This is a genomic window from Achromobacter veterisilvae (assembly GCF_037619525.1).
GTDB classification, from domain to species: Bacteria; Pseudomonadota; Gammaproteobacteria; order Burkholderiales; family Burkholderiaceae_B; genus Achromobacter; species Achromobacter veterisilvae.
The window spans coordinates 2368691-2394086 of sequence record NZ_CP148753.1; the positions used below are offsets into that span (position 1 = coordinate 2368691).

25 protein-coding genes are annotated in these 25396 nt (G+C 67.5%); 6 read left to right on the forward strand and 19 right to left on the reverse strand.

Annotation, left to right across the window (positions count from 1 at the left end):
* Window positions 1-3 precede the first annotated feature (3 nt).
* The 4 genes from WHX56_RS10955 (at window position 4) to WHX56_RS10970 (ending at window position 4443) form a co-directional block, all read left to right on the forward strand.
* Complete coding sequence (locus WHX56_RS10955) at window positions 4-1014, forward strand: NADPH:quinone oxidoreductase family protein (protein ID WP_129239613.1); 1011 nt, start codon at window positions 4-6, stop codon at window positions 1012-1014.
* Window positions 1015-1077: 63 nt separating this feature from the next.
* On the forward strand, window positions 1078-2034 hold the full coding sequence (locus WHX56_RS10960; protein ID WP_338881205.1) for a tripartite tricarboxylate transporter substrate binding protein: 957 nt from the start codon (window positions 1078-1080) through the stop codon (window positions 2032-2034).
* A gap of 28 nt (window positions 2035-2062) precedes the next feature.
* A complete protein-coding gene (locus WHX56_RS10965) occupies window positions 2063-3307 on the forward strand; it encodes an acyl-CoA dehydrogenase family protein (protein ID WP_338881206.1) in 1245 nt (414 codons plus the stop codon).
* The gene (locus WHX56_RS10970; protein ID WP_338881207.1) at window positions 3304-4443 is read left to right on the forward strand and encodes a CoA transferase; all 1140 of its coding nucleotides are present in this window, start codon (window positions 3304-3306) and stop codon (window positions 4441-4443) included. The genes WHX56_RS10965 and WHX56_RS10970 overlap by 4 nt, the downstream gene beginning before the upstream one ends.
* Window positions 4444-4465: 22 nt before the next feature.
* Here WHX56_RS10970 and WHX56_RS10975 read toward each other — a convergent pair whose 3' ends face one another.
* From WHX56_RS10975 to WHX56_RS11025, 11 genes are all read right to left on the reverse strand, one after another.
* Window positions 4466-5113 carry a helix-turn-helix domain-containing protein gene (locus tag WHX56_RS10975; protein ID WP_287755310.1) on the reverse strand — a complete coding sequence of 216 codons (648 nt, stop codon included), beginning with the start codon at window positions 5111-5113 and terminating at the stop codon, window positions 4466-4468.
* Window positions 5114-5183: 70 nt separating this feature from the next.
* Window positions 5184-6635, reverse strand: a complete 1452-nt coding sequence (locus tag WHX56_RS10980) for a D-aminoacylase (RefSeq protein ID WP_338881208.1) — start codon at window positions 6633-6635, stop codon at window positions 5184-5186.
* A gap of 12 nt (window positions 6636-6647) precedes the next feature.
* Window positions 6648-7631, reverse strand: a complete 984-nt coding sequence (locus WHX56_RS10985) for a dipeptide ABC transporter ATP-binding protein (RefSeq protein ID WP_338881209.1) — start codon at window positions 7629-7631, stop codon at window positions 6648-6650.
* 8 nt (window positions 7632-7639) lie between these two features.
* Window positions 7640-8647, reverse strand: coding sequence for an ABC transporter ATP-binding protein (locus WHX56_RS10990; protein WP_338881210.1), 1008 nt, complete (start codon window positions 8645-8647; stop codon window positions 7640-7642).
* An 8-nt stretch (window positions 8648-8655) separates the two neighbouring features.
* A complete protein-coding gene (locus tag WHX56_RS10995) occupies window positions 8656-9531 on the reverse strand; it encodes an ABC transporter permease (RefSeq protein ID WP_338881211.1) in 876 nt (291 codons plus the stop codon).
* A 12-nt stretch (window positions 9532-9543) separates the two neighbouring features.
* Complete coding sequence (locus tag WHX56_RS11000) at window positions 9544-10479, reverse strand: ABC transporter permease (protein WP_129239604.1); 936 nt, start codon at window positions 10477-10479, stop codon at window positions 9544-9546.
* A gap of 52 nt (window positions 10480-10531) precedes the next feature.
* Window positions 10532-12103 (reverse strand): ABC transporter substrate-binding protein, encoded by a 1572-nt coding sequence (locus WHX56_RS11005; RefSeq protein WP_338881212.1) that lies wholly within the window; start codon window positions 12101-12103, stop codon window positions 10532-10534.
* Between the two features lie 53 nt (window positions 12104-12156).
* Entirely contained in the window at window positions 12157-13602 is a 1446-nt protein-coding gene (locus WHX56_RS11010; RefSeq protein WP_338881213.1) for a M81 family metallopeptidase, read from the reverse strand.
* A gap of 120 nt (window positions 13603-13722) precedes the next feature.
* Window positions 13723-14169, reverse strand: coding sequence for a RidA family protein (locus WHX56_RS11015; protein ID WP_287753958.1), 447 nt, complete (start codon window positions 14167-14169; stop codon window positions 13723-13725).
* A gap of 21 nt (window positions 14170-14190) precedes the next feature.
* The gene (locus tag WHX56_RS11020) at window positions 14191-15327 is read right to left on the reverse strand and encodes an NAD(P)/FAD-dependent oxidoreductase (protein WP_129239600.1); all 1137 of its coding nucleotides are present in this window, start codon (window positions 15325-15327) and stop codon (window positions 14191-14193) included.
* 178 nt (window positions 15328-15505) lie between these two features.
* A complete protein-coding gene (locus WHX56_RS11025; protein ID WP_338881214.1) occupies window positions 15506-15877 on the reverse strand; it encodes a tRNA-binding protein in 372 nt (123 codons plus the stop codon).
* Window positions 15878-16036: 159 nt separating this feature from the next.
* On the opposite strand from WHX56_RS11025, the gene WHX56_RS11030 reads away from it, so the two are divergent.
* Window positions 16037-16636, forward strand: coding sequence for a nitroreductase family protein (locus WHX56_RS11030; protein ID WP_129239598.1), 600 nt, complete (start codon window positions 16037-16039; stop codon window positions 16634-16636).
* A gap of 129 nt (window positions 16637-16765) precedes the next feature.
* On the opposite strand, the gene WHX56_RS11035 is transcribed toward WHX56_RS11030, so the two are convergent.
* The 3 genes from WHX56_RS11035 to WHX56_RS11045 form a co-directional block, all read right to left on the reverse strand.
* Window positions 16766-18118 (reverse strand): CsgG/HfaB family protein, encoded by a 1353-nt coding sequence (locus WHX56_RS11035; RefSeq protein WP_338881215.1) that lies wholly within the window; start codon window positions 18116-18118, stop codon window positions 16766-16768.
* A gap of 62 nt (window positions 18119-18180) precedes the next feature.
* The gene (gene lpoB, locus WHX56_RS11040; RefSeq protein ID WP_338881216.1) at window positions 18181-18795 is read right to left on the reverse strand and encodes a penicillin-binding protein activator LpoB; all 615 of its coding nucleotides are present in this window, start codon (window positions 18793-18795) and stop codon (window positions 18181-18183) included.
* An 18-nt stretch (window positions 18796-18813) separates the two neighbouring features.
* A complete protein-coding gene (locus WHX56_RS11045; RefSeq protein ID WP_129239595.1) occupies window positions 18814-20133 on the reverse strand; it encodes a COG3014 family protein in 1320 nt (439 codons plus the stop codon).
* A 242-nt stretch (window positions 20134-20375) separates the two neighbouring features.
* Here WHX56_RS11045 and WHX56_RS11050 point away from each other — a divergent pair, with 242 nt between their 5' ends.
* Window positions 20376-20834, forward strand: coding sequence for a hypothetical protein (locus WHX56_RS11050; protein ID WP_338881217.1), 459 nt, complete (start codon window positions 20376-20378; stop codon window positions 20832-20834).
* 80 nt (window positions 20835-20914) lie between these two features.
* Here the strand turns inward: WHX56_RS11050 and WHX56_RS11055 are convergent, their stop codons facing one another.
* The 5 genes from WHX56_RS11055 to WHX56_RS11075 are packed head-to-tail and all read right to left on the reverse strand — an operon-like array spanning window position 20915 to window position 25319.
* The gene (locus WHX56_RS11055) at window positions 20915-21793 is read right to left on the reverse strand and encodes an alpha/beta hydrolase (protein WP_338881218.1); all 879 of its coding nucleotides are present in this window, start codon (window positions 21791-21793) and stop codon (window positions 20915-20917) included.
* Between the two features lie 5 nt (window positions 21794-21798).
* Window positions 21799-22683: a polysaccharide deacetylase family protein gene (locus WHX56_RS11060; protein ID WP_338881219.1), complete on the reverse strand. Its 885-nt coding sequence runs from the start codon at window positions 22681-22683 to the stop codon at window positions 21799-21801.
* A gap of 14 nt (window positions 22684-22697) precedes the next feature.
* Window positions 22698-23447, reverse strand: a complete 750-nt coding sequence (locus tag WHX56_RS11065; protein ID WP_062679650.1) for an ABC transporter ATP-binding protein — start codon at window positions 23445-23447, stop codon at window positions 22698-22700.
* A 7-nt stretch (window positions 23448-23454) separates the two neighbouring features.
* Window positions 23455-24297, reverse strand: coding sequence for an ABC transporter permease (locus WHX56_RS11070; protein ID WP_338881220.1), 843 nt, complete (start codon window positions 24295-24297; stop codon window positions 23455-23457).
* 44 nt (window positions 24298-24341) lie between these two features.
* Window positions 24342-25319 (reverse strand): ABC transporter substrate-binding protein, encoded by a 978-nt coding sequence (locus WHX56_RS11075; RefSeq protein WP_338881221.1) that lies wholly within the window; start codon window positions 25317-25319, stop codon window positions 24342-24344.
* Window positions 25320-25396: the final 77 nt, after the last annotated feature.

The window sequence follows — 25396 nt, forward strand, 5'->3', positions numbered from 1 at the left end:
CGCATGCGAGCCGTGATTTGCCGAGGGCTGGACGATCCCAGCCAAGTCAGCGTGGAAGTCTGCGCCGCGCCGCCCATGATTCCTGGCGGCGTGCGCATCGCCGTGCATTCCTGCGGCGTGAGCTTCGCCAATCTGCTGGTGCTGCAAGGCAAGCACCAGAACCGGCCGGCGCTGCCCCTGACCCCGGGCACCGAGGTCGCGGGCATCGTCACCGAATGCGCGCCGGACGTCACCCTGTTCCGCCCGGGAGACCGGGTGGTGGCCGGCGTGCGTTCGGGAGGCTTCGCCAGCGAGGCGGTGGCCCCGGAGGACACCACGTTCGCCCTGCCCGACGGCGTGGACTTCGACAGCGCCGTGCAGTTCCCGACCATCTACGCCACGGCCTACGGGGCGCTGTGCTGGCGCGCGCACCTTCAGCCCGGCGAGACCGTGCTGGTGCACGGCGCCAGCGGAGGCAGCGGGCTGGCGGCCATCGAAATCGCCAAGAGGATGGGCGCGAGGGTCATCGCTTGCGCCAGCACGCAAGCCAAGCTCGACGCGGCGCGGGCCCATGGCGCCGACGCCGGGCTGAACTACCGCGACGGCGACTTCCGCGATGCCGTGCTGTCGCTGACCGGCGGCCGCGGCGCCGACGTGATCTTCGATCCGGTGGGCGGCAAAGTCTTCGACGAGTCGATGCGCTGCGTGGCCCCGGAAGGGCGGCTGATCCCCATGGGTTTCGCCGGCGGCGATATCCCGCAGATTCCCGCCAATATCCTGTTGGTCAAGAACGCCACGGCCATCGGCATCTACTGGGGCTACTACATGGGCTGGGGCCGCGTGCCGGTCCCGCCCGAACGCCGCGCGGCGGTGCGCGCCGCGTTCGCGACACTGTTCGGCTGGGTGGTCGAGGGCGCGCTGAAGCCCCGCACGCAGCGGACCTTCGCGCTGGAATCGTACGAAGAGGCGCTGGCCGTCCTGGCGTCCCGCGAGGTGATCGGGCGCGTCGCCCTGCATCCGCAACCCTCCCCCTGACAACGGGCGCAGACCCGTGTATCCCAACAACCAACGACAAAGCACTATCAAGGAGCAGGAGACATGAAACGATTGATCAAGCTGTTCATCGGCGTCACGCTGGCCGTGGGCGCGCAGGCGAGCTACGCCTTTCCCGACAAGCCCATCCGGCTGATCGTTCCCTATCCGCCGGGCACCGGCACCGACACGCTGGCGCGCTTCACCGCCCGCCAACTGGAGGCCAGGCTGGGCCAGCCCGTGATCGCCGAAAACCGGCCGGGCGCAAGCGGCATCATCGCGACCCAGACGGTGGTATCGGCCGCGCCGGACGGCTACACGCTGCTGCTCGCGGCCAATGCGCCGGTGGCGACCAACGTGGCGGCGTTCGCCAAGCTGCCCTACGACCCCTTGACCGACCTGGCGCCGGTGGCGGTGCTGGCCCAGGCGCCGATGGGCTTCTACGTCTACCAGGATTCGCCGTACAAGTCCGTGGCGGACCTGGTCGCGGCCGCGAAAAAAGATCCGAAGAAGCTGAACTACGGTGCGGGCAGCGCGACCTACCAGATCGCCACGGAATGGTTCCTGTCGCTCGCGCAGGCCAGCGCCAATGGCATTTCGTACAAGGGCGCGGGCCCGGCGCTCAATGACCTGGCCGGCAAGCAGGTGGATTTCGTGATCGCGGAATACAGCGGCGCGCAGGCCCTGGTGCAGGCGGGCAAGCTGCGGCTGCTGGCGGTGACGACGAACGAACGGCTGGCCAGCGCGCCGGACGCGCCGACCTTGCAGGAGCTGGGATACAAGGACTTCTTCAAGGTGGCGTGGTGGGCCATGTTCGCGCCGGCCAAGACGCCCGCCCCGGTGATCAAGACCTTGCAGGACGCCCTGCTGGCGATCTATGCCGAGCCCAAGACGCGCGATTTCCTGGCGCAGAGCAATTTCATTTCCTTCATTGGCGACGCGGAAGCGCTGGCCAAATTCCAAAGGAAAGAAATCGAGCTCGAGATCGCCACGGCGCAGACCGCCAACATCCCCAAGCAGTAATCCGGCACCCACGACAGGACGTTACGCGATGGATATGCAAGCGACGCTCGCGTTGCCCTTCTTCGGTGCGGAGCACCAGGCGGTGCTGCGGCAGGCCGAGGACTGGCTGTCGGCTTTGCCTGCCTGGTCCGCGCCGCAGGGCCGGCTCGAACTGGACCGGGCGTGCCGGGAGCTGGCGGCGCGGATGGGGCAGGCGGGCCTGCTCGCGCATGCCGTGGCGGATCCGGCCCAGGCCGGCGCGCGCATCGACACGCGCGCGGTCTGCCTGCTGCGCGACAGGCTCGCGCAGCAGGGCGCGCTGTTCGATTTCGTATTCGCCATGCAAGGGCTGGGCTCGGCCGCCATCTCGCTGGACGGCTCGCCCTCGCAGCGCGAACGCTACCTGGGGCCGACCCGCGAAGGGCGCTACGTGGCGGCCTTCGCGCTGTCGGAGCCGCAGGCGGGCTCCGACGTGGCCGCGCTGGCGTGCACCGCCAGGCGGGACGGCGACACCTATGTCCTGGACGGCACGAAAACCTGGATCTCCAACGGCGGCATCGCCGACTACTACGTCGTCTTCGCCCGCGAGCCCGGCAGCGCGGGCGCCAAGGGCATCTCGGCGTTCATCGTGGACGCCGGCACGCCCGGCCTGGAGGTATCGGAGCGCATCGACGTCATTTCTCCGCATCCGCTGGCTACGCTGGCGTTTTCCGCTTGCCGCGTCGATGGCGGCCAGCGGCTGGGCGAACCGGGCCAGGGATTCAAGCTGGCCATGCGCACGCTGGACATCTTCCGCGTTTCGGTGGGCGCGGCGGCCCTGGGCTTTTCGCGCCGCGCGTTGGCCGAGGCCACGCGATACGCGCTGGAGCGTGAGATGTTCGGCAAGACGCTTGCCGACTTCCAATTGTCCCAGGCCAGGCTGAGCCAGATGGCGACCCTGACGGACGCCTCGGCGCTGCTGGTCTACCGCGCCGCCTGGGCGCGCGACGCGGGCCAGGGATCGCCGCGCGCGGCGGCCATGGCCAAGCTGGCCGCCACCGAGCACGCCCAGCAAGTCGTGGACGCGGCGCTGCAGATGCACGGCGGCCTGGGCGTGCGCGAGGGCCACATCATGGAACGGCTGTACCGCGACGTCCGCGCGCTCCGGATCTACGAAGGCGCGACCGAGGTGCAGCATCTCATCATCGGGCGCGACCTGCTGCGCGAGGCGCGCGAGCGGCTCGCTCCCGCCCCGCCGCGGGCCGTGCCCATCCCGGGCCCGTCCCGGGCGATACCCAACCAGGAGCAGATATGACAGGTCCTTTGGCCGGCATGCGCGTCATCGACGCCAGCAATTTCGTATTCGGGCCGATGGCGACCCAAATGCTCGCGGACATGGGCGCCGAGGTGATCAAGGTCGAGCCGCCGCAGGGCGATCCCATGCGTATGGTCGGCACGTCGCGCAACCCGAAGATGGGGTCCTTCTTCCTCAACCTGAACCGCGGAAAGCGCAGCGTGGTGCTGGACCTGAAGGACGCCGGCGACGTGGCGCGCCTGGACGCGCTGCTGGCCACGGCCGACGTCTTCGTGCACAACATGCGTCCGGCCGCGGCGCGGCGGCTGGGCATCGCCTACGAAGACCTGGCCCCGCGCCATCCGCGGCTGGTCTATGCCGTGGCCCTGGGTTTCCACCAGGACGGCCGCTACGCCGAGCGCCCCGCCTATGACGACGTGATCCAGGGCATGAGCGGGGTATCGGGCCTGCATGCGCGCATGTACGGCGAGCCCGGCTTCGTGCCCATGCTTTTCACCGACAAGCTCTGCGGCGTCTACCTGGCCGGCGCGATTGCGTCGGCGCTGGTGGCGCGCGCGGCCAGCGGGCAGGGGCAGCAGGTGGAAGTGCCCATGTTCGAAACCATGGCGTCCTTCAATCTGGTGGAACACCTGGCCGACAGCATTTTCAGCGGCGCACGGGCGGAGGCGCCGGCGCGCGGCTACGAACGGGTCTTCAGCCGCTACCACCGGCCCCTGAAGACCCGCGACGGGCACGTCTGCCTGGTCGCCAATACGGACGCGCAATGGCAGCGCCTGTTCTCCCTGGTGGGCCGGCCCGAGTTGGCGGCGGACCCGCGCTTCGCGACGATGGGAGACCGCATCCGCCACGCGGAACCGCTGTACGAAGAGATCAGCGAGAGCCTGCTGGCGCGCAGCGCGGCCGAATGGCTGGCGCTCTTTCTTGAGCACGACATTCCCGCCGGGCCGGCCAACGGCCTGGACGAGCTGCTGAACGATCCGCACCTGGCCGACGTGGGTTTTTTCCAGGACGTCGAGCACCCGACCGAGGGCGCGCTGCGCTGCGCGCCCACGCCGTTCCGCTTCTCAGCCAGTCCGCGGGCGGCCGCCGGCGGGGCGCCGGGGCTGGGGGAGCACAATGGGGAGATCCTGGGGTAGGCGCGGGCTGCCGCGCTCGCGCTCAGGTCGCCTTCAGGCGCGAGGGCACCTCGTCCGTGTCGCTGCAGACCGCCAGGACTTCCGCCGGCTTCCTGCTCAGCGACAGGTAGACGTGCCCGATGCTGCTGTCGAAATAGGCGGTTTCGAGCTTCCCGAGCACCACGCTGTCGCCGTTCTCGAACTGGATGCGTACCTTGCCCGACAGCACCACGGCGAATTCCTGGCCCGGGTGCCGGATATAGTCCTCGAACTCGACCACCTCGCGCGCGTCGATCAGGGCGAACATCGGGGTCATCTTCTTGCCGGGGTATTCGCCCATGAGCAAGCGGTAGTGATAGTTCTCCGTGACGTAGTCGCGGGCGTCGCCGAGCTTGTTCTTGATGAAGGTGGGAGCGACGGCCGCCTGGGGGGTGTCCCCCAGCATGAACATGCGGGTCATGTCGATGTCCAGCGCCCGCGCCAGCGCGGCGAACTTTTCGTAGCTCAGGGCGATCTGCCCCAGCTCGGCCTTCGAGAGCGTCGACACCGCGATGCCGCTGGCGCGCGACACGGCCTGCAAGGTCAGTTTCCTTGCCTTGCGCTCGGCCCGCAGGCGAGCGCCCATTTCTTCCTTGCCCACGATCTCGGGCGGGACGGTCTTGCCGGAAAGGGCCATGTAGCGGTGTGGCATCAAGGGGTTGAGGGCTGGGGCAGGGCCCGCAAGCCCCGCCGCGCATGCCGATTGTAAAGGTTGCGGCCGCTCAGGCGGAGCGGTTCAGCACCCGGCCCGCGTGCCGGCCGGTGAAGGCCTGGTCCTGCCAGACCGGCGCGCCGTTGACGTAGACGGAATGGATGCCGGCGGCGCGCTCCGTGGGGCGCTCGAACGTGGCGGAATCGGCCACGGTCGCCGGGTCGAAGACCACCAGGTCCGCGAAGTAGCCGGGCTGCACCTGTCCACGCCCGGCCAGGCCGAACTTGGCGGCGGTCAGGCCGGTCATCTTCCAGACCGCGGTTTCGAGGGGGAAGAGGCCCAGGTCGCGGGAGTAGTGGCCGAGCACGCGGGGGAAGGTGCCCCACAGCCGCGGGTGGGGGCGTTCGTCATGGGGCAGGCCGTCCGAGCCGATCATGGTGGGGCCGAACGCCAGGATGCGCTGGACGTCGGGCTCGTCCATCATGAAATAGATGGCGCCGGCGGGCTGCAGTTCCTGCACCACGTCGTACTTGGACTTGCCGCGCTCGGCGGCGACTTCGTCCAGGTCGCGTCCGCTCAGTTCGGGGAAGGGCTTGCACCAGGTGATGAGGGTGCGCCCGGCAAGCAGGACGCGGTCCTGCTTGAGCATGGTGGAGCCCGCCACGTAGGGATAGGCGTCCAGCGAGACGTCCTGCGCGGCCATGGCGGCTTCGATCAGGCGCAGCGTTTCCCTGGAACGTCCGAAGTTCGGCTTGCCCATGACTTTGTGGTGCGAGATGACGACGGGCACGCCCAGTTCGCGGCCGATGCGGAAGGTCTCCTCCAGGGCCGGCACGATGTGCTCGCCTTCGTCGCGCATGTGCGTGGCGTAGATGCCGCCGCGCGCGCCGAGCGGGCGGCAGACTTCGATGATCTCCTCGGTGCTGGCGCTGGCGGCCGGCGGGTAGAACGTGCCGGTGGAGATGCCGATGGCGCCGCTGGCCAGCGCGTCGTCGGCCAGGGCCCGCATGGCCCGCACTTCGGCGGGCGTGGCTTCGCGCTTCAGGTCGGCCATGACCGCCGCGCGCAGCGTGGAGTGGCCCACCATGCAGGCGGCGTTGACGGCGGCGGGCGCGGCGCGCAGGGCGTCCAGATAGTCGGAGAAGCGCTCGAAGCGATAGGAGCCGCCTTCGTCCAGCAGGTCCAGCGGCGCGGGCGGGTTGGCGTGCGCCAGCGGCGCCAGGCTGATGCCGCAATTGCCGGTGACGACCGTGGTGACGCCCTGCGAGATCTTGGGCGTCATGTCGCGGTGCCTGAGCAGGTAGTTGTCGTCGTGCGTGTGCGAATCGATGAACCCCGGCGCCACCACCTTGCCGGCGACGTCGATGCGCAGCCCGGCGGCGCTGCCGCTCAGGTCGCCCACCGCGGCGATCCGGTCGCCGCGCACGCCGACGTCGGCCCGGCGGCCGGGGACGTTGGCGCCGTCGATGACGGTGCCGCCGGCAAGAATGTAGTCGAATGGGGGGGCGTCGGGCTGGTTCATGCGTATCTCCGGCTAGGCAAAGTGGCAGGCGACCTGCTGTTCGGGGGCGATGTGGCGGGGCGGCGGGGTTTCCTGGGCGCAGCGGGGCTGGGCCATGGGGCAGCGGGTGCGGAACGCGCAGCCCGAAGGCGGCGACAGGGGGCTGGGGATTTCGCCCTTCAGCACCTCGACCGGCGCGCGCTCTCCCTGGCGCGCGGACGGCACCGCCGCCAGCAGGGCGCGGGTGTAGGGGTGGGCGGGGCGCCCGAAGATGGCGTCGCGCGTGCCGATCTCCACGATCCGGCCCAGGTACATCACCGCGACCCGGTGGCTGATGTGGCGCACCACGCTCAGGTCATGGGAGATGAATACGTAGGTCAGGCCCAGGTCTCGCTGCAGGTCCATCAGCAGATTGATGACCTGGGCCTGGACCGAGACGTCCAGCGCGGACACGGGTTCGTCGCAGACGATCAGGCCCGGGTCCAGCGCCAGCGCGCGCGCGATGACGATGCGCTGGCGCTGCCCGCCCGAGAATTCGTGGGGGTAGCGGTCGGCGGCGTCGGGGCGCAGGCTGACCCGCGCCAGCAGTTGCGCGACGCGTTCCCGGATCGCGGCGCGGCCGTGGCCGAAGTTGCGCAGCGGCTCGCCGATGATGTCGCGCACGCGCATGCGCGGGTTCATGGACGAAAACGGGTCCTGGAAGATGAACTGCATCCGCTGGCGCATGGCGCGCAACTGGCTGCCGTTCATCGCCGCCAGGTCGTGCCCTTCCAGCAGGATGCGGCCTTCGGTGGGCTCGGCGAGCCGGATCAGGCACTTGCCGGTGGTGGACTTGCCGCAGCCGGATTCGCCGACCAGGCTCAGGGTCTGGCCGCGCGGGACGGACAAGGACACGCCGTCGACGGCGCGCAGCACTTTCGCGCCGCCGTCGACGGGGAAGTGCTTCCTGAGGCCGACGACTTCGAGCATGGGCAAGGCCTCGGCGGCGGGCGCAAGGGGGGTGTCGTGCAGGTTCATGTCGGGTCTCACGCAGTCATGGCGTCGGCTACGGGCGCGGCCTCGCGGGCCCAGCACCAGACGCGGTGCCGGCTGCCGGCGTCCACGGCGGGCGGGGCGGCTTCGACGCAGCGCGGCTGCGCCTGGGAACAGCGCTCGGCGAAGGGGCAGCCGCGCGACGCCGGCGTCATCACCGGCACGATGCCGGGCAGCTCGGCCAGCCGCGCGCCATGGCCCTGGCCGTCCACGAACTCGGGCAGGGAGCGGATCAGCGCCTGGGTATAGGGATGCTGCGGGCGGTCCAGGACGTCGTCGACGCTGCCTTCCTCCACCTTGCGGCCGGCGTACATCACGATGACGCGCTGGCACATCTGCGCCACCACGCCCAGGTCGTGCGTGATCAGCACGATGGCGGTGCCGAGCCTGGCCTGGATGTCCCGCAGCAGGTGCAGGATCTGCGCCTGGATGGTGACGTCCAGCGCCGTGGTGGGCTCGTCGGCGATCAGGACTTTGGGCTGGCAGGCGAGGGCCATGGCGATCATGGCGCGCTGGCGCATGCCGCCCGACAACTGGTAGGGATACTCGCGGACGCGGCGGGCGGGGTCGGATATCTGCACCAGGTCCAGCAGCTTCTCTGCCTGCGCCAGGGCGTCGCGGCGCGACAGGCCCTGGTGCAGCATGAGCGATTCGCTGATCTGCCTGCCGATCGTGAACACGGGGTTCAGGGAGGTCATCGGTTCCTGGAAGATCATCGAGATCCGGTTGCCTCGGATCTTGCGCATGGCCTTCTCGGGCAGGGCGAGCAGGTCGCGCCCGTCGAATTCGATCCGGCCGCCCGCGACGCGCCCGGGGGCGCGCAGCAGGCGCATGATGGACAGCGACGTGACGCTCTTCCCGCATCCGGATTCGCCGACCAGGCCCAGGGTTTCGCCGGGCAGCAGGTCGAACGAGAGGCCGTCCACGGCAACCACCGTGGTGTCGTCCCCGTCGAAGCAGGTGGTGAGGTCGTGCACGCGCAAGACAGGTTGGGGTTGCATGGGCGCTCCTACAGCTTTTTGGCCAGGCGGGGGTCGAGCATGTCGCGCAGCCCGTCGCCCACGAGATTGACGGCCAGGACGGCCACGCCCAGGAACAGGCCCGGATACAGGATGATGTGGAAGGCCACGGCGACGAAGTTGCGGCCCTCGGCCATGATGTTGCCCCAGCTTGGGGTCTGGGGCGGGATGCCCACGCCCAGGAAACTCAGCACGGCCTCCGTCAGGATGGCCGAGGCGGCGATGAAGGTGGCCTGCACCATCAGCGGCGCGAACAGGTTGGGCAGGATGTGGCGCAGCAGTATGGCGGGCACGCGGGTGCCGGAGGACACGGCCGCCTCGATATAGGGCTGTTCGCGGATCGTCAGCACCAGCGCGCGCACCAGACGCACGACGCGCGGCACTTCAGGAATGACGATGGCGATGATCACCGTGCCCAGGCCGCCCTTGAGGGTGGCCATCAGCGCGATCGCCAGCAGTACGCCGGGGATGGCCATCAGACCGTCCATGATGCGCATGATCGCGGCGTCCAGGCGGCGGAAGTAGCCCGCCGCCATGCCCAGCGCGACACCGCCCACGGTGGCGACCGCCGCCACCACGATGCCGACCACCAGCGATATGCGGGCGCCCCAGACGGTGCGCGAGTACACGTCGCGGCCCAGCGCGTCGGTGCCGAAGAAATGCTCGGACGACGGCGGTTTCATCCGCGCCATCGGGTTGATGTCCAGCGGATCGACCGTGGCCAGCCAGGGGGCGGCCAGCGCGATCGCGGCCAGGGCCAGCAGGATGGCGCCGCCCACGTACAGCATGGGGTGGCGGCGCAGCGATTTGAGGACCCGGCGGTAGCGCGGGCGCCTGGCGGGCAGAGGCAGGGTGGCGGTAGTCATGCGTGTCCCCCTTCAGTAGCGGATGCGAGGATCGAAGAGCCGGTAGCTCAGGTCGACCAGCAGATTGATCAGTACGTAGATGCCGGAAGCCACCAGCAGCACGCCCTGGATGACGGGGTAGTCGTGGCGCAGCACGGCGTCGATGGTCAGGCGGCCCAGGCCGGGGATGGCGAACACGGTTTCGGTGACGACCACGCCGCCGATCAGCAGGGCGACGCCGACGCCGATGGTGGTGACGATGGGATTGGCGGCGTTCTTCAGCGCATGCCACACGACGGGGGCCGCCGACAGGCCCTTTGCGCGGGCGGTGCGGATGTAGTCTTCGGACAGGGCTTCCAGCATGGTGGCGCGCGTCATGCGGGTCAGCAGCGCCATATAGACCAGGCCCAGCGACAGGCACGGCAGCACCAGGTGGCGGAGATAGGGCGCCACGCCGGCGGACAGCGGCTTGTAGCCCTGCACGGGAAGCCATCCCAGCTTGATGGAGAAGCCGTAGACCAGGCTGTAGCCGATCAGGAAGACCGGCACCGAGAAGGCGCAGACCGCGCCGACCATGACCAGCCTGTCCAGCCAGCGTCCCGCGTTCCAGGCCGCCAGCACGCCCAGCGGCACCGCCGCGATCACGGCGAACAGCATGGTGAATATGGCGATGGACAATGTGGGGCCCATGCGCTGGCCGATCAGTTGCGACACCGGCATTTGCGTCGCGATCGAGGTGCCCAGGTCGCCGGTGGCGATGTGGGCCACCCAGATGCCGAACTGCTGAAGCAGCGGCTTGTCCAGGCCCAGGTTCTGGCGGATTTTCTCCACGTCGTCGGCGGTGGCATTGTCGCCCGCGATCACGGCCGCCGGATCGCCCGGCGACAGGTGGATCAACAGGAACACCACGACCGCGACGACGGCCATGACGGGAATGACGGCCGCGATGCGGCGCAGGATGTATTTCACGCTGGTTTCCCCCGGGCTTGCGGCCGGGCGCGAGAGGCGCCCGGCGTCTGCCTTACGGTTTTTCGATGTTCCACATCACCGGGATGCCGGTCTTCAACAGCTCGGTGTGCTTGAGGCCGCGCACCGCGGACACCGGCTTGAACTCGCCGAACATGACGTATGGCACGGTCTGGTAGGCGCGCGCCTGCATCTGCGCGGCGATGTCCTTGCGCTTGGCCGGATCCGTCTCGCGGATCCAGTCGGTGCGCAGCGTGTCGAGTTCCTTGTCGCAAGGCCAGCCGGGCAGGCTGTTGCCGCAGGCGGCCGACAGCCAGGGATTGGTCACCGGCGTGCTGGCGTCGTAGTAGCCGCCCCAGGTCACGAAGACGCTCCAGCCGCCTTGCTCGGGCGCGTCCTTCTTCAGGCGGCGCGCGGCCAGCGAGGCCCAGTCCATCGACTGCAGGTCGACGTTGATGCCGGCCTTCTTCATGTTCTGCGCCAACACCATGACGGCGGGGGCGCTCAGGTGGTCGGTCGGGTACAGGACCACGACCTTCTCGCCTTTGTAGCCGGCTTCCTGGAGCAACTGCTTGGCGCGCGCCGGATCGGGCTTGGCGTAGGGCGCGGCGCCGGCGTCGGTGGCCAGCGGCGAGCCGCAGATGTAGAGGGTGGCACAATAATCGACCCGGTACTTTTCCGGATAGCCCATGGCCGACAGCATTTCCTTCTGGTTCACCAGGTGGTACAGCGCCTGGCGGGCCAACGGGTTGTTGAACGGCGGGTGCAGCGAGTTGACGATGACCATGCCCTGGGACGCCACCGAGGTGCCCAGCGTGATGTCGGGATTGCTTTCCAGGACGGGCAGGAAGTCCGGCGTGGTCTGCTCGATCATGTCGACTTCGCCGTTCATCAGCGCCGCCGTGGCCGTGTTCCCGTCGGGGATGTAGACCCATTCGACGCGATCAACCTTGACGTTCTTGCCGCCCGCCAGGCCGTCGGCCGGTTCGGCGCGCGGCACGTAGGCGGGATTCTTCACATACACCACCTTGTTGCCCGGCACCCACTCGTCGCGCTTGAACAGGAACGGGCCGGAGCCGACCATTTCGGTGACCTGCTTGTTCGGGTCCGTCATGGCCAGACGCTTGGGCATGATGAAGGGCGGCATGCCGGACGGCTTGGACAGGGCGTCCAGCACCAGGCCGAAGGGTTCCTTCAAGGTCAGCGTGAAGGTGTCGTCGCCCGTGGCGGCGAGTTCGGCGCCGGCGGCCATCAGGGCCTGGCCGAGCGTGTCCTTCTTCGCCCAGCGCTGGATCGAAGCGACGCAGTCCTCGGCCTTCACCGGGGTGCCGTCATTGAACTTCAGGCCCGCGCGCAGAGTGAAGGTCCAGGTCTTGCCGTCTTCGGACGTGGTCCAGGTGTCCACCATCTGCGGTTTGACCTGGCCCTTGCCATCCTGCGAGAACAGGGTGTCGAACACCATGTAGCCGTGGTTGCGCGTGATGTAGGCCGTGTTGAAGAGCGGGTCCAGCGTCTTGAGGTCCGCGTGCGGCACCAGGCGCAGGGTCGTGGGCTCGGCGAGCGCGCCCGTGGCGGCGCCCATGGCCAGCAGGGCGGCCGCGCCCAGCAAACTGAAACGTCTGATCATTCTTGTCCCCTTGGTCATTCCGAAGCCCGTCTCGGGCGGCGATGGATGGCGCCTCATGCCGTGAACGGCCATTTCGGCAATTTGCGTTTGGTGTAAGGCAGTGCGTTGTAGTCCTGCGTGATCGCGCCCGGCGTCTCGACGTAGATGACGTGGCGGCCGACCTGCGAATACGAGGCGTAGAAGTGCTGCGACGACTTCACGATGATGAGCTTCATGGCCCGCAGGTCCACGCCGAACTGCGTGAACAGGTCGGTGCCCATGGCCTGGGTGCGGTTGGTGGTCAGCACGATGGTCACGCCCTGGCTGCGCACGACCGCGGTGTCGCCCAGCAGCGCGGGGGTGCCGGCCAGGCCGGTCATGACGGCGTCGCGCTTGAGCGCCAGGATTTCGCAATCCAGGTCCAGCGGCATGCCGGAGACCGGGGCCACCTTCCCGCCGATGCGCAGTTTGATCCGCGCGCCTTCGCCCGCTTCGAAGCAAAGCTGCACGGCGACGGGATCCCAGAAGGGTCCGGTCGCGACGTCGCGGATGCCGCGCGCCAGCACGCGTTCCAGGATGAAGGTGGCGTCGCTGGGCGCGCCGCCGCCCGCGTTGTCGGCGGAGTCCGCCAGCACGACCGGGAAATCGTCCAGCGCCAGCGCCTGGTCCAGCGCCTCGTCGGCGCCGGGGTAGGGGGGCGCCAGCCGGTCGCGAAAGCCGATGATCTCTTCGCCCAGCGCGCGGGCCAGCGCGTCGGCCCGGGCCTGGTCGCCGTCGGTGTAGACCAGCACCTTGGACCCCATGTCCGGCGTGTCGCCCCAGGGGAAGCCATGCGCGATGGAAATCGACAGCACGCCTTCCTTGCCCTCCATGGCGAGCAGGCGGTCCACGAAGCCGCGCATGGGCTCGCGGCTGGTATGCATGATGGAGATCATCTCGCAGTCGTACACGGCGCGCGCGGGCTGGATGCGCCCTTGGGCGCGCGCCACGCACAGGTCCACCAGGTCGTAGGCGCGCTCCAGGATGTCGGTGTGCGGGTATTCCTTGAAACAGACCAGGAAGTCGGCGCTGTCGACCATGGCGGCCGTCATGTGGCAATGCGGATCCAGTTCGGCGCCGATCACCGTATCGGGGCCGACGATCTCGCGCGCGCGGCGCAGCAGGTCGCCTTCGCAATCGTCGTAGCCGTCGGCCACCATGGCGCCGTGCAGGCCGAACAGGGCGATGTCGACCTTGCCCGCGCGGCGCAGGTCCTCCAGCAGTTCGTCCCGCAGGGTTTCGTAGGCGTGGCGGGTGGTGACGCCGGCCGGCGTGGCGCCTGCCGTCATGCCTTCGATGAGCGTCCAGTCCGTGCCCTGCGCGCGATGGCGGGCGGCCCAGAGCGGGCCGGAGAACATCTGCATGCGGTCGGGGTGCTGGCCCGCGGGGAAGTAGCCGCGCGCACGGTAGGCGGACAGCCCGGTCGGAATGGGAGAAAAGGTGTTCGTCTCGGTCGCGAGGGACCCGGAAAATATTTTCATGCTGCCGCTCCGCGTAAAGGATGGACGGGGCGCGGGCGTTGCCGCGCGCGCCAGGGAAATACCGCAGTGCGCGGCATCCGCGCCGCGCGGTGTACAGGCAATCCGGCCAGGCGGGCCGGCTCAGGCTTCGGAGACGGGGCCCGGCGCCGAAGAGGCTCCGGAGGCATAGTGCGGCACTGAAGACTGATGGGCCGGCGTGCCTCCCAGCCAGGCCTGCACTTCGATCTCCACGTCCACGTCCATGGCCAGCTTGGCCTCGACCGTCGAACGCGATGGAAAGTCGGAGGGGAAATGGCTGCGATAGGCGTCGTTGAATTGCGCGAACAGGTCCAGGTCGGACAGCCATACCGTCACGCGCACCACGTCCTTGAGCGTGGCGCCGGCCAGGGCCAGCGTCTCTTCGATGCGGGCGAGCGCGGCATGGGTCTGTTCGCCGATATCGCCGCGCACGACCTGCCCGTTGGCGTCCATCGGAATCTGCCCCGACAGGAACAGGAAGCCGCCCGCGCGGGTAGCGCGCGAGAAGGGCAGGGGCAGGGGGCTGGGATAGCGGGTGATGGCGTTCATGGTGGCGTCCGGGGTGGAGGGTCAGCGCAGGCGCGCGGGGCGCACGGCATCGGCATTGACGCCATGCGCGTGCAGGTGGGCGGGCACCGGCTGGCGCATGAGCAGCGCGGCGGCGAGTTCGGAGGTGGCGGCGGCGGTCTGGATGCCGTAGCCGCCTTGCGCCGCCAGCCAGAAAAAGGCCGGCGCTTCGGTATCCCAGCCCACCACGAAGTCCCCGTCGCGCACGAACGAGCGCAAGCCGGCCCAGGTGTGCCTGGGACGGCGGATGGTGAGCGAGGTGGCGTTTTCGATGCGATGGATGCCGGTGGCGACGTCCAGTTCTTCGGGCACAACGTCGTGCGCGGCGACCGGGTCGGCGTTGGCGGGCGAGCCCAGCAACTGGCCGGCGTCGGGCTTGAAGTAGTAGCTTTCGTCGACGCCGACGACGGCGGGCCAGCGGGAGAAGTCCACGTCCTCGGGGCCAGAGAAGGTGAACGCCGTGCGGCGGCACGGCTGCAGGCCGACGGGGCGCGCGCCGCACAGGGCGGCGGCATGGTCGGCCCAGGCGCCGGCGGCATTGACCAGCGCGCGAGCGCGCAGGCGGCGGCCGTCCGCCAGGGTCAGCGTCCAGGCCTCGCCGGCATGGGCGGCCGATACGACTTCGGCGTTGTTGTGCAGCACCGCGCCTTGGCGGCCCATGCCGCGCAGGAAGCCCTGGTGCAGCGCGTGCACATCGATGTCGCGGGCGTCGGGTTCCTCGATGGCGCCGCAGATCTGGTCGCCGCGCAGGCACGGCACGCGTTCGACCGCCTGCGCGGCGTCGATCAGCGCCACGTTGGGCGACTGGCTGTGGAAATCTTCGTAGACCTCCCGCAGCAGGTCTTTCTGGTCAGGGGTCGCGACGTACAGCACGCCGCGCGGACTCAGCAGGGGGTGTTCGCTGAATCCTTGCGGCGGTTGCTCGTAGAAGGCGCGGCTGGCTCGCGTGAGCGCCTTGATCTGCGCGGTGCCGTAGGTCTCCATGAACATGGCCGCCGAGCGGCCGGTGGAGTGATAGCCCGGCTGGGCCTCGCGTTCCAATACGACGACCGACGCCGTGGCGCTCAGCCGGTAGGCCACGGAAGCGCCGGCGATGCCGGCGCCGATCACGGCGTAATCGAATAGGGGTTCTGCTGTCATTTTGTCGGAAGCGAGAATTCTCTTATTTGATAATTATCGAATACGATAGTTTTTTGGCGGCAGGCGGGTAATAGGGGAATGCCCTGATGGCGCGGGACGGAACGTCAGGCAGGGAGGGCGCCGGCGCGGGAATGCGCGCCGGGCGCGCGTGATGGAAGGGTCGGAGGAGCGCGCGGCGTCAGGTCAGGCGCGTGCCGTTGGGCACCTCGCCGTCCGGGACCCCCAGCACAATGCCGCCTTCCGCGTCCGCGAAGCCCAGCACCAGGACTTCGGATTTCACGGGGCCGATCTGGCGCGGCGGAAAATTCACCACCGCCATGACGCGTTTGCCGGGAAGGTCATGCAGCGCATAGTGCGCGGTTATCTGCGCGGAGCTTTTCCTGATGCCCACGCCCGCGCCGAAGTCGATCGTCAGTTTGTACGCGGGCTTGCGCGCTTCGGGGAAGGCTTCCGCCGATTGGATCGTGCCGATGCGGATGTCGACCTTGAGAAAATCGTCAAAGCCGATGGCCGGGGCGGCGGGAGAGGCGGGGTCCTGCGTGAAGTGCATGCGTGCTCCGTAATATCGAGGATTTGCCGCATGGGTGGAACAGTTTGTTCCGTCCAAAATTGCGGCTTTATGGCTGGGACATGTGCTTTGCGCGATTGCCCGCCGGTAGAATTCCTCCGTGCATTTTCCTCTATCTACCAGTCGGAAGGCTATATCGTTATGAGCAACGCTTATCTCGACGCTCTGAAGAAGCGTCGCACGCAGTATTCGCTGGGCCGCAACCTGTCGACCTCCAAGGAGGAACTGACCTCCCTGATCCAGGAAGCGATCAAGAACAGCCCCTCGTCCTTCAATTCGCAAAGCTCGCGCGCGGTGATCCTGTTCGGCGCGGAAAGCGAAAAGCTCTGGGACCTCGCCATCGAGGAAGTGCGCAAGGTCGCGCCGGCCGAAGGCTTCGACAAGACCGAGGCCAAGCTCAAGAGCTTCGCCGCCGGCGCGGGCACCGTGCTGTTCTACGAAGACCAGGACGTGGTGCGCAGCCTGCAGGAGAAGTTCGCGCTGTACGCGGACAACTTCCCGATCTGGTCGGAACAGGCAGGCGGCATGGCCCAGTTGTCGGTCTGGACCGCGCTGGCCAATGCCGGCGTGGGCGCCAGCCTGCAGCACTACAACCCGCTGATCGACGCCGCCGTGGCGAGCCAGTGGAACGTGCCGGCCTATTGGAAGCTGCGCGCGCAGATGCCGTTCGGCTCGAACGAAAACGGCTTCGGCGAGAAGCCGTTCATGGATGACGCCGAGCGCTTCCGCGTGTTCGGCTGATGTGCGGGGGCGCCGGTCAGGCGTCCCAGGCCCTGTTTGCAAAAGCCCGCGTTTCCTCAGGAAACGCGGGCTTTTTTCTGGCTGGCGCGCCCGCGGCCTGGACCGATCCGCGGGCGGACTGCCGGGGCGTCAGAGAATGACGCCTCCGGCCGAGTCGATCTTCTGGTCGGACTTGGGCGGCGCGGCGCGCTTGGGCGGCGCTTTCTTGGCCGGCTCGGCGGGCGGTGCGGCCATCCGCGCAATCGAACCCTTGGCGATCGATTCCAGTTGGCCCGTCAGCAAGGCGCCATAGGCGACCTTGGCCTTGATTTCGCCGATCTTGATCGAAGCCACTTTTTCCTCGGCCGCGCCCAGTTTCTCGCCCGTGTCGGGATCCACCAATTCTTCGCCGGTGGCGTAGATGTCGTAGACCTGGCCTTCGGCCACGCTGCCCATGCCGCGGTTGATGATCACGCGGCCGTTCTGCACCGCCACGACCTTGGCCGGATTCACGATCTCGATGATGTCGCCGACCATTTTCGCCTGGAACTGTTCCATGGCGGCGCTGATCTTGTTGCCGCCCGAAGAGAACGACGCCGAGTCCGACCACTTCACCGCGCGGGTCGCGGCCTCGACCAGCGTGTAGCGCACCGAGGCCCGCGTGGACTGCGAGACTTCGCGGGTGGATTCCCCGGTCAGGTCGATGTTGTTCTCCTGTACCCGCGTCGATACGGCGGCCTGGGTCAGGTCGATGATCAGCAGGAAATCCGCGCCGGCCGCCTGGCCCAGCCGGGCCCGCTGTTGATCGGACACGTTGTCGCTGGCCAGGAAGTCGTTTTCCTTTTCGAATGCGGCGTCGTTGCTGCGGTCCAGCACGGTAAACCGCCCGCTCTTGACCAGCTTGTCGGTGACCGATTGCCGCATGTCGGCCGACAGCGCGCTGCGGCGCAGCTTGCCGGTCGTGACGATGGCGATGCTATCGCGTTCCAGCTTGGGCGTCTTTGCCTGGTATTCGAACTTCTCGATCGTTACCGACAGTTCGACCATGCAGCCCTTGCTGCCGCCGCATTCCTGCCTGGTCACCGAGTAGCCCTTCACCTTGCCTTGCGCGCGCACGTCGTTCGTGCTGCCGACGCCGGCTTCGACCGTGGTCTTGCTGGACATCTCGGCCTGCGACGAGGCGCTGGCGTTCAGGTTCTGCTCGTTGTTCGTGACCGTGTCCTTGATCAGGCCGCTTTGCGTGTCCTGTTCGGTGCGCTTGGCATTGAGTTCGGCGGAAGCCTGGCCCTCGGCATCCCGCTTGACCTGCACATAGGCCTTGGGGCTGGCCGAACGCGTGGCGACGGCCGCGCCGTTGACTTGCTTGATGGCATTGCCCAGGGCCGACTCGACGGCCTGCTCGAACGTGTCGCCATACCCGACCGCGGGCACGGTGACGTCTTCGGCGTTCGCCGCGTGGGCGGCGCAGAACAGCGCCGCGCCCAACATCCATTTTTTCATCATGAATCTGCTCTCGAAAAAAAGACCGCCTGCTTGCGGGCAGGCGGTCCATTCAGCCATGACCGTTACCAGGTCACCGTGCGGTTGTCGCCGCGCTTGATGATGGCTTCTTCGCCTTCCCAGTACGCCAGCCCGTCGTCCAGGTTGGTGAGCGTCAGTTGGAAGTAGTAGTCGACCTGCTGCGTGCGGTTGTCGACGCGGTTATTGCGCTGCATGATCTTGCCGGAGAGCGAGAAGTCCGGGGCGATGACGCGGCCGTCCTTCTTCACGGTGGCCTGGTTCACCATCTTCGAACCCTTCAGCGCCCGCGATTTGGCGGTCATGGCGTCTTCGGGGCCGTTCAGGCCGACCGCCGTGGTGATCACGAAGCGGCCCGAATTGAGCAGGCTCACGCGGATCTTCTTGGTCAACTGGTCGGTGTCGATGCGCTGCGCCGTGTCGTTGGTGATGTTGGACATCGCCACCACGAAACGTCCGCCCTGGGCGGCCTTCGGGTGCACCATCAACGGCGAGTTCAGCATGTCGTTGACCATCTTGTTGGCGGCCGACTCGAAGTCCTTGTAGTCCAGGCCCATTACCGCGACGTTATCGTTCTTCTGGTCGACGTATTGGGTGGTGGTGGCGCAGCCGGCCAGCGTCGCCGCCAGCAATGCGGCCGAAAGAGAGAGCTTCAGGCTCATGATGTTCCTTGTAGATCGTTATTTGGAAGCGAGGATGTCGACGCGAGGCGGCGTCGCGGCGTTCAGCGCGCGGACGTACACGACAACCGGCCTTTTTTCCTGGGGCAGATCGACCACGAGGTCTTCGTGGCCGGGGAAGCCCAGCTTCAACTGGTTCGACTGGGGATAGGGCACGGTCATCAGTTGGAAGTTGTGCGGCAGGGTCGACCACGAACGCAGGTCGGCCTGCGTCGAAGCGGCCTGGGCGATCGCGGCCAGCGAGCCCAACAGCGGACTGGAGTCGTTCAATTGCTTCTGCACCACGGTCTTGGCCGTGGCCCGCACGATTTCCTTGATCAGGATGGCGTTGAAACGGGTCTTGAACTCGCCGCGGATGATGGTGTCCATGTCGGCCAGCATCTGCGTCTGCTGGCGGCCGACGGTCAGGTAGGGATAGGCGGGGGTGCCGTCGCGCATCACCGGCAGCGCAATGCCGGTGTATTTGACGTTGCCGCTCACCAGGAACAGGGGCAGGTCGATCCGGAATTGCTCTTTGTGCGCCGCCGTGCCGTTTTCGAACACGATCCAGACCGCGGGCTTGAGCTTGCCGCCCTTGCGCTGGGCGGCCGCCATATCGATCTTGACCTGGGTGTTCTTGGTCAGCGCATAGACCCGCTCCAGGCTCTTGCGCGCTTTGTCGGCGTCGGCTTGTTGTTCGCCGTTGAACAGGAAGTACAGGCCATGAAGGTAGAGCGCCGCCGGATTCACGTAGCCCGCGTAAGGCGCCCATTGGGACAGGTCGACGCCGGCCTTGAGCAGGGCTTCGTCCGTGCCGGACAGGCTGCGATTGACCAGATCGGCGTTTTCGTCGCTTTTCACTTCATCGCGCTGTTTGGCGATTTCGGCTTCGAAGTGCTCGGCGGCGCGGCGCTGGCGGTCGTCGCTGCGGTTCCATTCGACGCGCGCATTGGCATAGTCGCCCAATTGCCAGAAATTGAGGGCCTTATAGGTATTGAGCATGACCGTGTCGTACACGGCCGGCGTATAGGGCAGGACGTTGTCGTTGGCCACGAGCGACAGGGCATGATTGCCGGCGCTGGCCGCGACGTTGCGCGTGTCGTCGTCTTTCATGAGGTCTTCGGCGCCGTCCAGCATCTGCGTGGAACGTTCGGACAGCCCGCTATACCGCAGGAGGGCGCCCGCTTCCAGGGCCCAGGGCAGGTCGGTGGGGGCGGCGTCCAGGGGGCCTGCCGCCTGTACCGCGCTACTGGTGGCGGCAGGGAGATTGCCGGCCGCCAGATCCCGTGAAAAGTCCTTTCGTGCTTGAGGATTGGCGCAACCCGCCAGTACCAAAGCCAAACCTGCCACTGCTGCCCACTTCATCGCTTCTCCGTCAAATGATACTATATGTTATTAAAAGTGAACTTTTATTGTATTTTGTTCACATTTAATCACAATATCAAATTCTGAGCAATTTATTGACTCTTTTGGTCTTATATTGTTTGATTTTCCGCAGTCGGAATCCGGAATCTCGATCCCGCGAGCGACGGTCGTTGGTTATTTCGCGTTATCCGGCGGTCTGCGGAACTCGAGGAGGAAGTATGAAAAAGTGTTTCTCCGCCGGTTTGATGGCCATTGCCGGCAGTGTGCTCGCGCCTGCGGCCGCGATGGCTTTTGGCGAGGCGGGGCAGTGGTCCAGCGGGTGGGGCCAGGGGGTATCGGAATACACCGCCGTCGATGCAAAGAAAAATGCGCTTTATATTGCCTGCAGCGAAGACCGTCCCGTGGCCATGACACTGACCGTGGCGGGCCAGGAATATGGCGGCGACGGCAAGGATTTCAGCCTGATTATCGACGGCAAGGAAATATCGCAGCCCTATGAAACGAGTTCGCGGGTGGGCGCGAATAACTTTTATTTTGCCTGGGACGCCATGCGCAAGGCCAAGCGTCTGGAGGCCAGGACGAGCGACGGCAAAGTGGTGAATCTGCCCGTCAAGGGCATCGCCAAGGCTCTGCCTTCGACTCAGTCAAAAGGGTTTCCCTGCCAAGTGGATTTCTAGGCGGGAAATAATGCCGCCCGTCGACGAGGCGGCCGCGACGGCGCGGCGCAGGCAGGTCCGGGCGGGTTCGCCGGCCAGCCTCACGAAAGTTTCATGACTTCGCCGGCCGCGCGAGGGTCGCGCGGGGCCCAGCGTCCAGCCTCGACGGCGGCGATGAAGTCCAGCACGGCCCGGTTGAACGCTTCGGGCTCTTCCAGGTTCAGTGTGTGGCCGGTCTTGGGCAGCATCAGCAGGCCGCTGGCGGGCAGGGTCCGTTTGAGGAACAAGGCGGGCTCCAGGGCGTGGTCGTCCTCGTCGCCGGCGATGATGAGGACGGGAGCGGCCAGCTCGGCGAGCGGGCCGGCCAGCGTATCCAGGGCGGGGCGCGCCGCCTGGACGCCGCGCAAGGTCAGCGCGGCGCCGGTGGCGTCGTGGCCGCACAGGGCGTCGGCGAAGGCCTGCCAGCCGCGCGGGTCCTTGTTCTGATACTGGACCCGGGCGGCGCCGGCGGCATAGGTCGGGCCGTATCCTGCGCTGCCCAGCGTTTCGAAGCGTTCGGCGGCCTGCAGCGAAGCGTCGCGGAACGCGGCGTGGCCGGACGCGAGCGCGCCGTAGCCCACGCCGGCGATGGTCAGCGAGCGGACGAGCCTGGGGTGGGCCAGGCCAAAATGCAGCGCCGCGAAACCGCCCATGGACAGGCCGACGATATGGGCCCGGTCGATACCGCGGGCCGCCAGCACCGACGCGAGATCCCGGACGGCGTTCTCCTGCGAGTAGGCGGCCGGATCGGCCGGCACGTCGGACGGGGGGTAGCCGCGGGCGGCATAGGCGACGCAGCGATGGCGGCGCGCGAAAGCCCGCAACTGGGGTTCCCAGCTCCGGTGGTCGCCCGCGAACTCATGGACGAAAACGACGGGCGATCCTTGCCCGGTCTCTTCTACGTGCAGGCGATAGCCGTCATGGGCGATAGCGGTAGGCATGGGAATCAAGGGGCGGGAGTGGGAAGGGGGCGGCGCTGCTTGAACCAGTCGGCGATCTGGCTGCCGGTCATGAAATCGACCTTGGGATGGCCGGCCAGCAGGTCCAGCATTTCCTCGAAATAGCCGTAGCGGTGCGGAACGCCCATCAGGTGCGGATGCAGGCCGAGCGCGAGCACCCTCGGTTGTGTTTCGCATTCGCGCTCGAACAGCGCCAGGGTGCGCGTCAGCCGCAGCAGGAATTCGGGCGAGGAATGTTTTTCGACGGCATAGATGACCGAGTCGTTCAGCTCCAGGTTGTAGGGCATCTGGATCAGCGAGCCGCGCTTGACGCGCATCCAGTTGGGCAGGTCGTCCAGCACCCAGTCGCACACGTATTCGACGCCGGCATCGGCAAGCAGGTCGGGGGTGTCCGGCGTTTCGCGCAGGCCGGGACTGAGCCAGCCGCGGGGACGGCGGCCGGTGAAGGCGCGCAGTTTTTCCAGGCACGCGCCGATGAGTTCGGCCTCGGCGTCCGCCTGGTTCAGGGTTTTCTGGTGCATGCCGTGCCCGATGAATTCCCACCCCGCCGCGAGCATGGCCTCGGCCGCGCGCGGGTAGGCGTCGATGACGCTGGCGTTGCAACTGGTCGAGGCGGGCAGGCCGCGGGACTGGATCGCGGCGAGCATGCGCGGCAGGCCGGCGCGCATGCCGTATTCGGCCCAACTGAAGTTGGGCACGTCCGGCACGGTCTCGCGGCCGTGCGGCGGGGTGATGATGGTGCGCGGCATGGGCTGGTCGAACGGCCAGTGTTCGACGTTGATGACCAGGTGCACCATGATCCTGCCTTGCCCCGGTTCGGCCAGGGCGGGCGGATCGGCGGAGAACGCGTAGGGGATACGGGGAGTCGTCATGATGGGTCCGCGGGTCAGTGCCGCATTTGCTTGAGGATTTCGCGCTTGAGCCCGTTGAACGCTTCGCCGGTGATCAGGTCCAGCGAGCGCGGGCGTTCGATGGGGACCGTGATGCGCGTGGCGATGCGTCCCGGGCGGGCCGACATGACGTAGATCGTGTCGGCCAGCAAAATGGCTTCGTCGATGTCGTGGGTGACGAAAACCACCGTGGTCCGCAGCTTCTGCCACACCGACAGCAGCAGCTCCTGCATGGTGAGCCGCGTTTGCGCATCGAGGGCGCCGAACGGCTCGTCCATCAGCAGCACCTTGGAGCCCAGCGTGAGCACGCGCGCGATGCCTACCCGCTGGCGCATGCCGCCCGAGAGCTGGATGGGCAGGTGGCGGGTGAACGCCGACAGGCCGGTGATGCGCAGCATCTCTTCGGCGCGCTCGGCGTATTCGGCCTTGGACAGCCCCGCGATCTTGGGGCCGAAGACGACGTTCTCCCATACGTTCAGCCAGGGGAACAGCGCGGCTTCCTGGAACACGACGCCGCGTTCCGGGCCGGGCCGCGTCACGGGCTCGCTGTCGACGGTCAGCGCGCCCGAGGTGGGCGATTCGAAGCCCGCGATCAGGTTCAGCAAGGTGGACTTGCCGCAGCCGGACGGCCCCAGCAGGGCCACGAACTCGCCGGCGGGAACGTGCAGGTCGATGCCGTCCAGCGCTTGCACCGGGGTCGCTCCCGGATAGGTCTTGCTCAGATTCGTGACGGAAATATCAGACATGGCACCCTCAATGATTCTGCAGCATGCGCCAGACCAGGACCCGGCGTTCGATGATGACGATCAGGCGGTCGCTGAGAAAGCCCATCAGGCCGATGGAGACCATGTCCGCCAGCACGATGTCCATGCGGCCGACGTAGTAGGCGTCCCACAGCACGTAGCCCAGGCCGGATTTCACGGCCACCATTTCCGAGACGATCACGGCCGTCCACGAGATGCCCAGGCCGATGCGCAAGCCGGTGAAGATGGCCGGCATGGCGGCCGGCAGCACGACCCGGCGCAGCAATTGCGTGGAAGAGGCGCCCATCATGCGCGCCGCGCGCACCAGGTTGCGGTCGACGTCGCGCGCGCCCTGCGTGGTGTTCACGACGATGGCGTAGAAGCCGCCCAGGAAGATCAGGAAGATGGAGCCCATGTCGCGAATGCCGAACAGGGCAATCGAGAAAGGCAGCCATGCCGTGATCGGTATCGGCCGCAGGCCTTGTATCAGCGGGTCCAGCGTCTGGGACGCGAGCCGGCTCCAGCCGATGGCCAGGCCCAGCGGAATGCCCAGCAGCATCGCCAGCGCGAAACCCTGGATCACGCGCATGGCCGAGTACTGCACATTGCCCGCCCAGGTGCCCTGGTAGGGGTTGAGTCCCATCCCCGGCGGGCCGAAGATCCAGGCATACCACGCGCGGGCCACCTGCACCGGCGTCGGCACCACGCCGGCCATGTCGGGCGACTGCCCCACCAGTTGCCAGACGATCAGGATCAGGATGGGCACGGCCAGTCCGAGTCCCGCCTGGCCGATCGCGCGGCGGGAGCGGCGGATCGGCGTTGCGCATTTCAATGTTGAAGCGTTCACCAGCATCTCCTTGGTTTGCGGGCCGGCAGGCCGGCCCGCAAGCCGCGCAATCACATGACTTCCTTGAGCAGCTCGGCATCCCATACCGTGTCGATCTGCCCGCTCACGTCTTTCGGAATGACGCCCAGTTCATTGAAGGTCTTGGCCTGGCGGCGCATCTGGTCCAGGTCCAGCACGCCGCCCAGCTTGATCAGCTTGGCCGATTCCCGCGTGACGTTCAAGGGCAGTCCGGTGTACTTGGAATAGGCTTCGGCGAACGCCTCGGGATCCTTGGAGAGCTTTTCCTCGGCGTTCTTGTAGGCCCACAGGAAGCACTTCACGGCCTCGCGCTTGTCGCGCAGCGCGTCGCGCGTGGTGGCGAGCAGGCCCAGTTCAGCGCCCACCGCCTTGCTCTGGCTGTATTCCAGGTTCTTCGCGAAGAAGGCGGTGCCGTCGGCGACCAGTTGGGATTCGAACGGCTCCCACAGGGCGACCGCGTCGACGTCGCCGCGCTGCAGCGACTGGACGAACGCGGTGCCGCCGCCCTGGATGTTGACGGCGGTGAACGTGTTGTACGGCACGCCCTTTTCGGACAGCATGGCCGCCCATTGGAACCAGACGGCCGATCCCGGAGCGATGCCGATGCGCTTGCCGGCCAGGTCTTTCCAGTCGTCCATCTTCACGCCCTTGCGCGTCACCAGGTACTTGGGCGAGGACGCGACGCCGGACAGGCCGACCAGCTTCTGGCTGCCCTGGGCGAGCGCGATCGCCAGGTCGGCGGGGCCGATGCCGGACACGTCCACCGAGCCGGACAGCAGGGCGGTGCGCGCGTCGGCATAGCGGACGAATTCGACGGGCTTGACCTCGACGTTGCAGGCCTTCAGTTCATCGGCGACGAAGATGATGGGCGAGAGATGGCCGACCTTGACGTAGCCCACCGTCAACACCTGCTTCTGCGGCGCGGGCGCCGGCCGAGGGCCGACGGCGTGGCTGCCCGCGGCGTAGGCGCAGAGCGCGCCGGCGAGGGTCATCCTGTAGAGCGTTTTCATGCATTTTCCCCTTGTTGCTTGATAAACACTGCGAGCGGCGCGGCGGCGCCGCGCCAGGAAGAAGCCGAGCCGGACCG

Bases quoted from the DNA above. Each gene is read 5' to 3' on its own strand.
- WHX56_RS10955 (WP_129239613.1), top strand. From the start codon at position 4: ATGCGAGCCGTGATTTGCCGAGGGCTGGACGATCCCAGCCAAGTCAGC.
- WHX56_RS10960 (WP_338881205.1), top strand. From the start codon at position 1,078: ATGAAACGATTGATCAAGCTGTTCATCGGCGTCACGCTGGCCGTGGGC.
- WHX56_RS10965 (WP_338881206.1), top strand. From the start codon at position 2,063: ATGGATATGCAAGCGACGCTCGCGTTGCCCTTCTTCGGTGCGGAGCAC.
- WHX56_RS10970 (WP_338881207.1), top strand. From the start codon at position 3,304: ATGACAGGTCCTTTGGCCGGCATGCGCGTCATCGACGCCAGCAATTTC.
- WHX56_RS10975 (WP_287755310.1), bottom strand. From the start codon at position 5,113: ATGCCACACCGCTACATGGCCCTTTCCGGCAAGACCGTCCCGCCCGAG.
- WHX56_RS10980 (WP_338881208.1), bottom strand. From the start codon at position 6,635: ATGAACCAGCCCGACGCCCCCCCATTCGACTACATTCTTGCCGGCGGC.
- WHX56_RS10985 (WP_338881209.1), bottom strand. From the start codon at position 7,631: ATGAACCTGCACGACACCCCCCTTGCGCCCGCCGCCGAGGCCTTGCCC.
- WHX56_RS10990 (WP_338881210.1), bottom strand. From the start codon at position 8,647: ATGCAACCCCAACCTGTCTTGCGCGTGCACGACCTCACCACCTGCTTC.
- WHX56_RS10995 (WP_338881211.1), bottom strand. From the start codon at position 9,531: ATGACTACCGCCACCCTGCCTCTGCCCGCCAGGCGCCCGCGCTACCGC.
- WHX56_RS11005 (WP_338881212.1), bottom strand. From the start codon at position 12,103: ATGATCAGACGTTTCAGTTTGCTGGGCGCGGCCGCCCTGCTGGCCATG.
- WHX56_RS11010 (WP_338881213.1), bottom strand. From the start codon at position 13,602: ATGAAAATATTTTCCGGGTCCCTCGCGACCGAGACGAACACCTTTTCT.
- WHX56_RS11015 (WP_287753958.1), bottom strand. From the start codon at position 14,169: ATGAACGCCATCACCCGCTATCCCAGCCCCCTGCCCCTGCCCTTCTCG.
- WHX56_RS11020 (WP_129239600.1), bottom strand. From the start codon at position 15,327: ATGACAGCAGAACCCCTATTCGATTACGCCGTGATCGGCGCCGGCATC.
- WHX56_RS11025 (WP_338881214.1), bottom strand. From the start codon at position 15,877: ATGCACTTCACGCAGGACCCCGCCTCTCCCGCCGCCCCGGCCATCGGC.
- WHX56_RS11030 (WP_129239598.1), top strand. From the start codon at position 16,037: ATGAGCAACGCTTATCTCGACGCTCTGAAGAAGCGTCGCACGCAGTAT.
- WHX56_RS11035 (WP_338881215.1), bottom strand. From the start codon at position 18,118: ATGATGAAAAAATGGATGTTGGGCGCGGCGCTGTTCTGCGCCGCCCAC.
- lpoB (WP_338881216.1), bottom strand. From the start codon at position 18,795: ATGAGCCTGAAGCTCTCTCTTTCGGCCGCATTGCTGGCGGCGACGCTG.
- WHX56_RS11050 (WP_338881217.1), top strand. From the start codon at position 20,376: ATGAAAAAGTGTTTCTCCGCCGGTTTGATGGCCATTGCCGGCAGTGTG.
- WHX56_RS11055 (WP_338881218.1), bottom strand. From the start codon at position 21,793: ATGCCTACCGCTATCGCCCATGACGGCTATCGCCTGCACGTAGAAGAG.
- WHX56_RS11060 (WP_338881219.1), bottom strand. From the start codon at position 22,683: ATGACGACTCCCCGTATCCCCTACGCGTTCTCCGCCGATCCGCCCGCC.
- WHX56_RS11065 (WP_062679650.1), bottom strand. From the start codon at position 23,447: ATGTCTGATATTTCCGTCACGAATCTGAGCAAGACCTATCCGGGAGCG.
- WHX56_RS11070 (WP_338881220.1), bottom strand. From the start codon at position 24,297: ATGCTGGTGAACGCTTCAACATTGAAATGCGCAACGCCGATCCGCCGC.
- WHX56_RS11075 (WP_338881221.1), bottom strand. From the start codon at position 25,319: ATGAAAACGCTCTACAGGATGACCCTCGCCGGCGCGCTCTGCGCCTAC.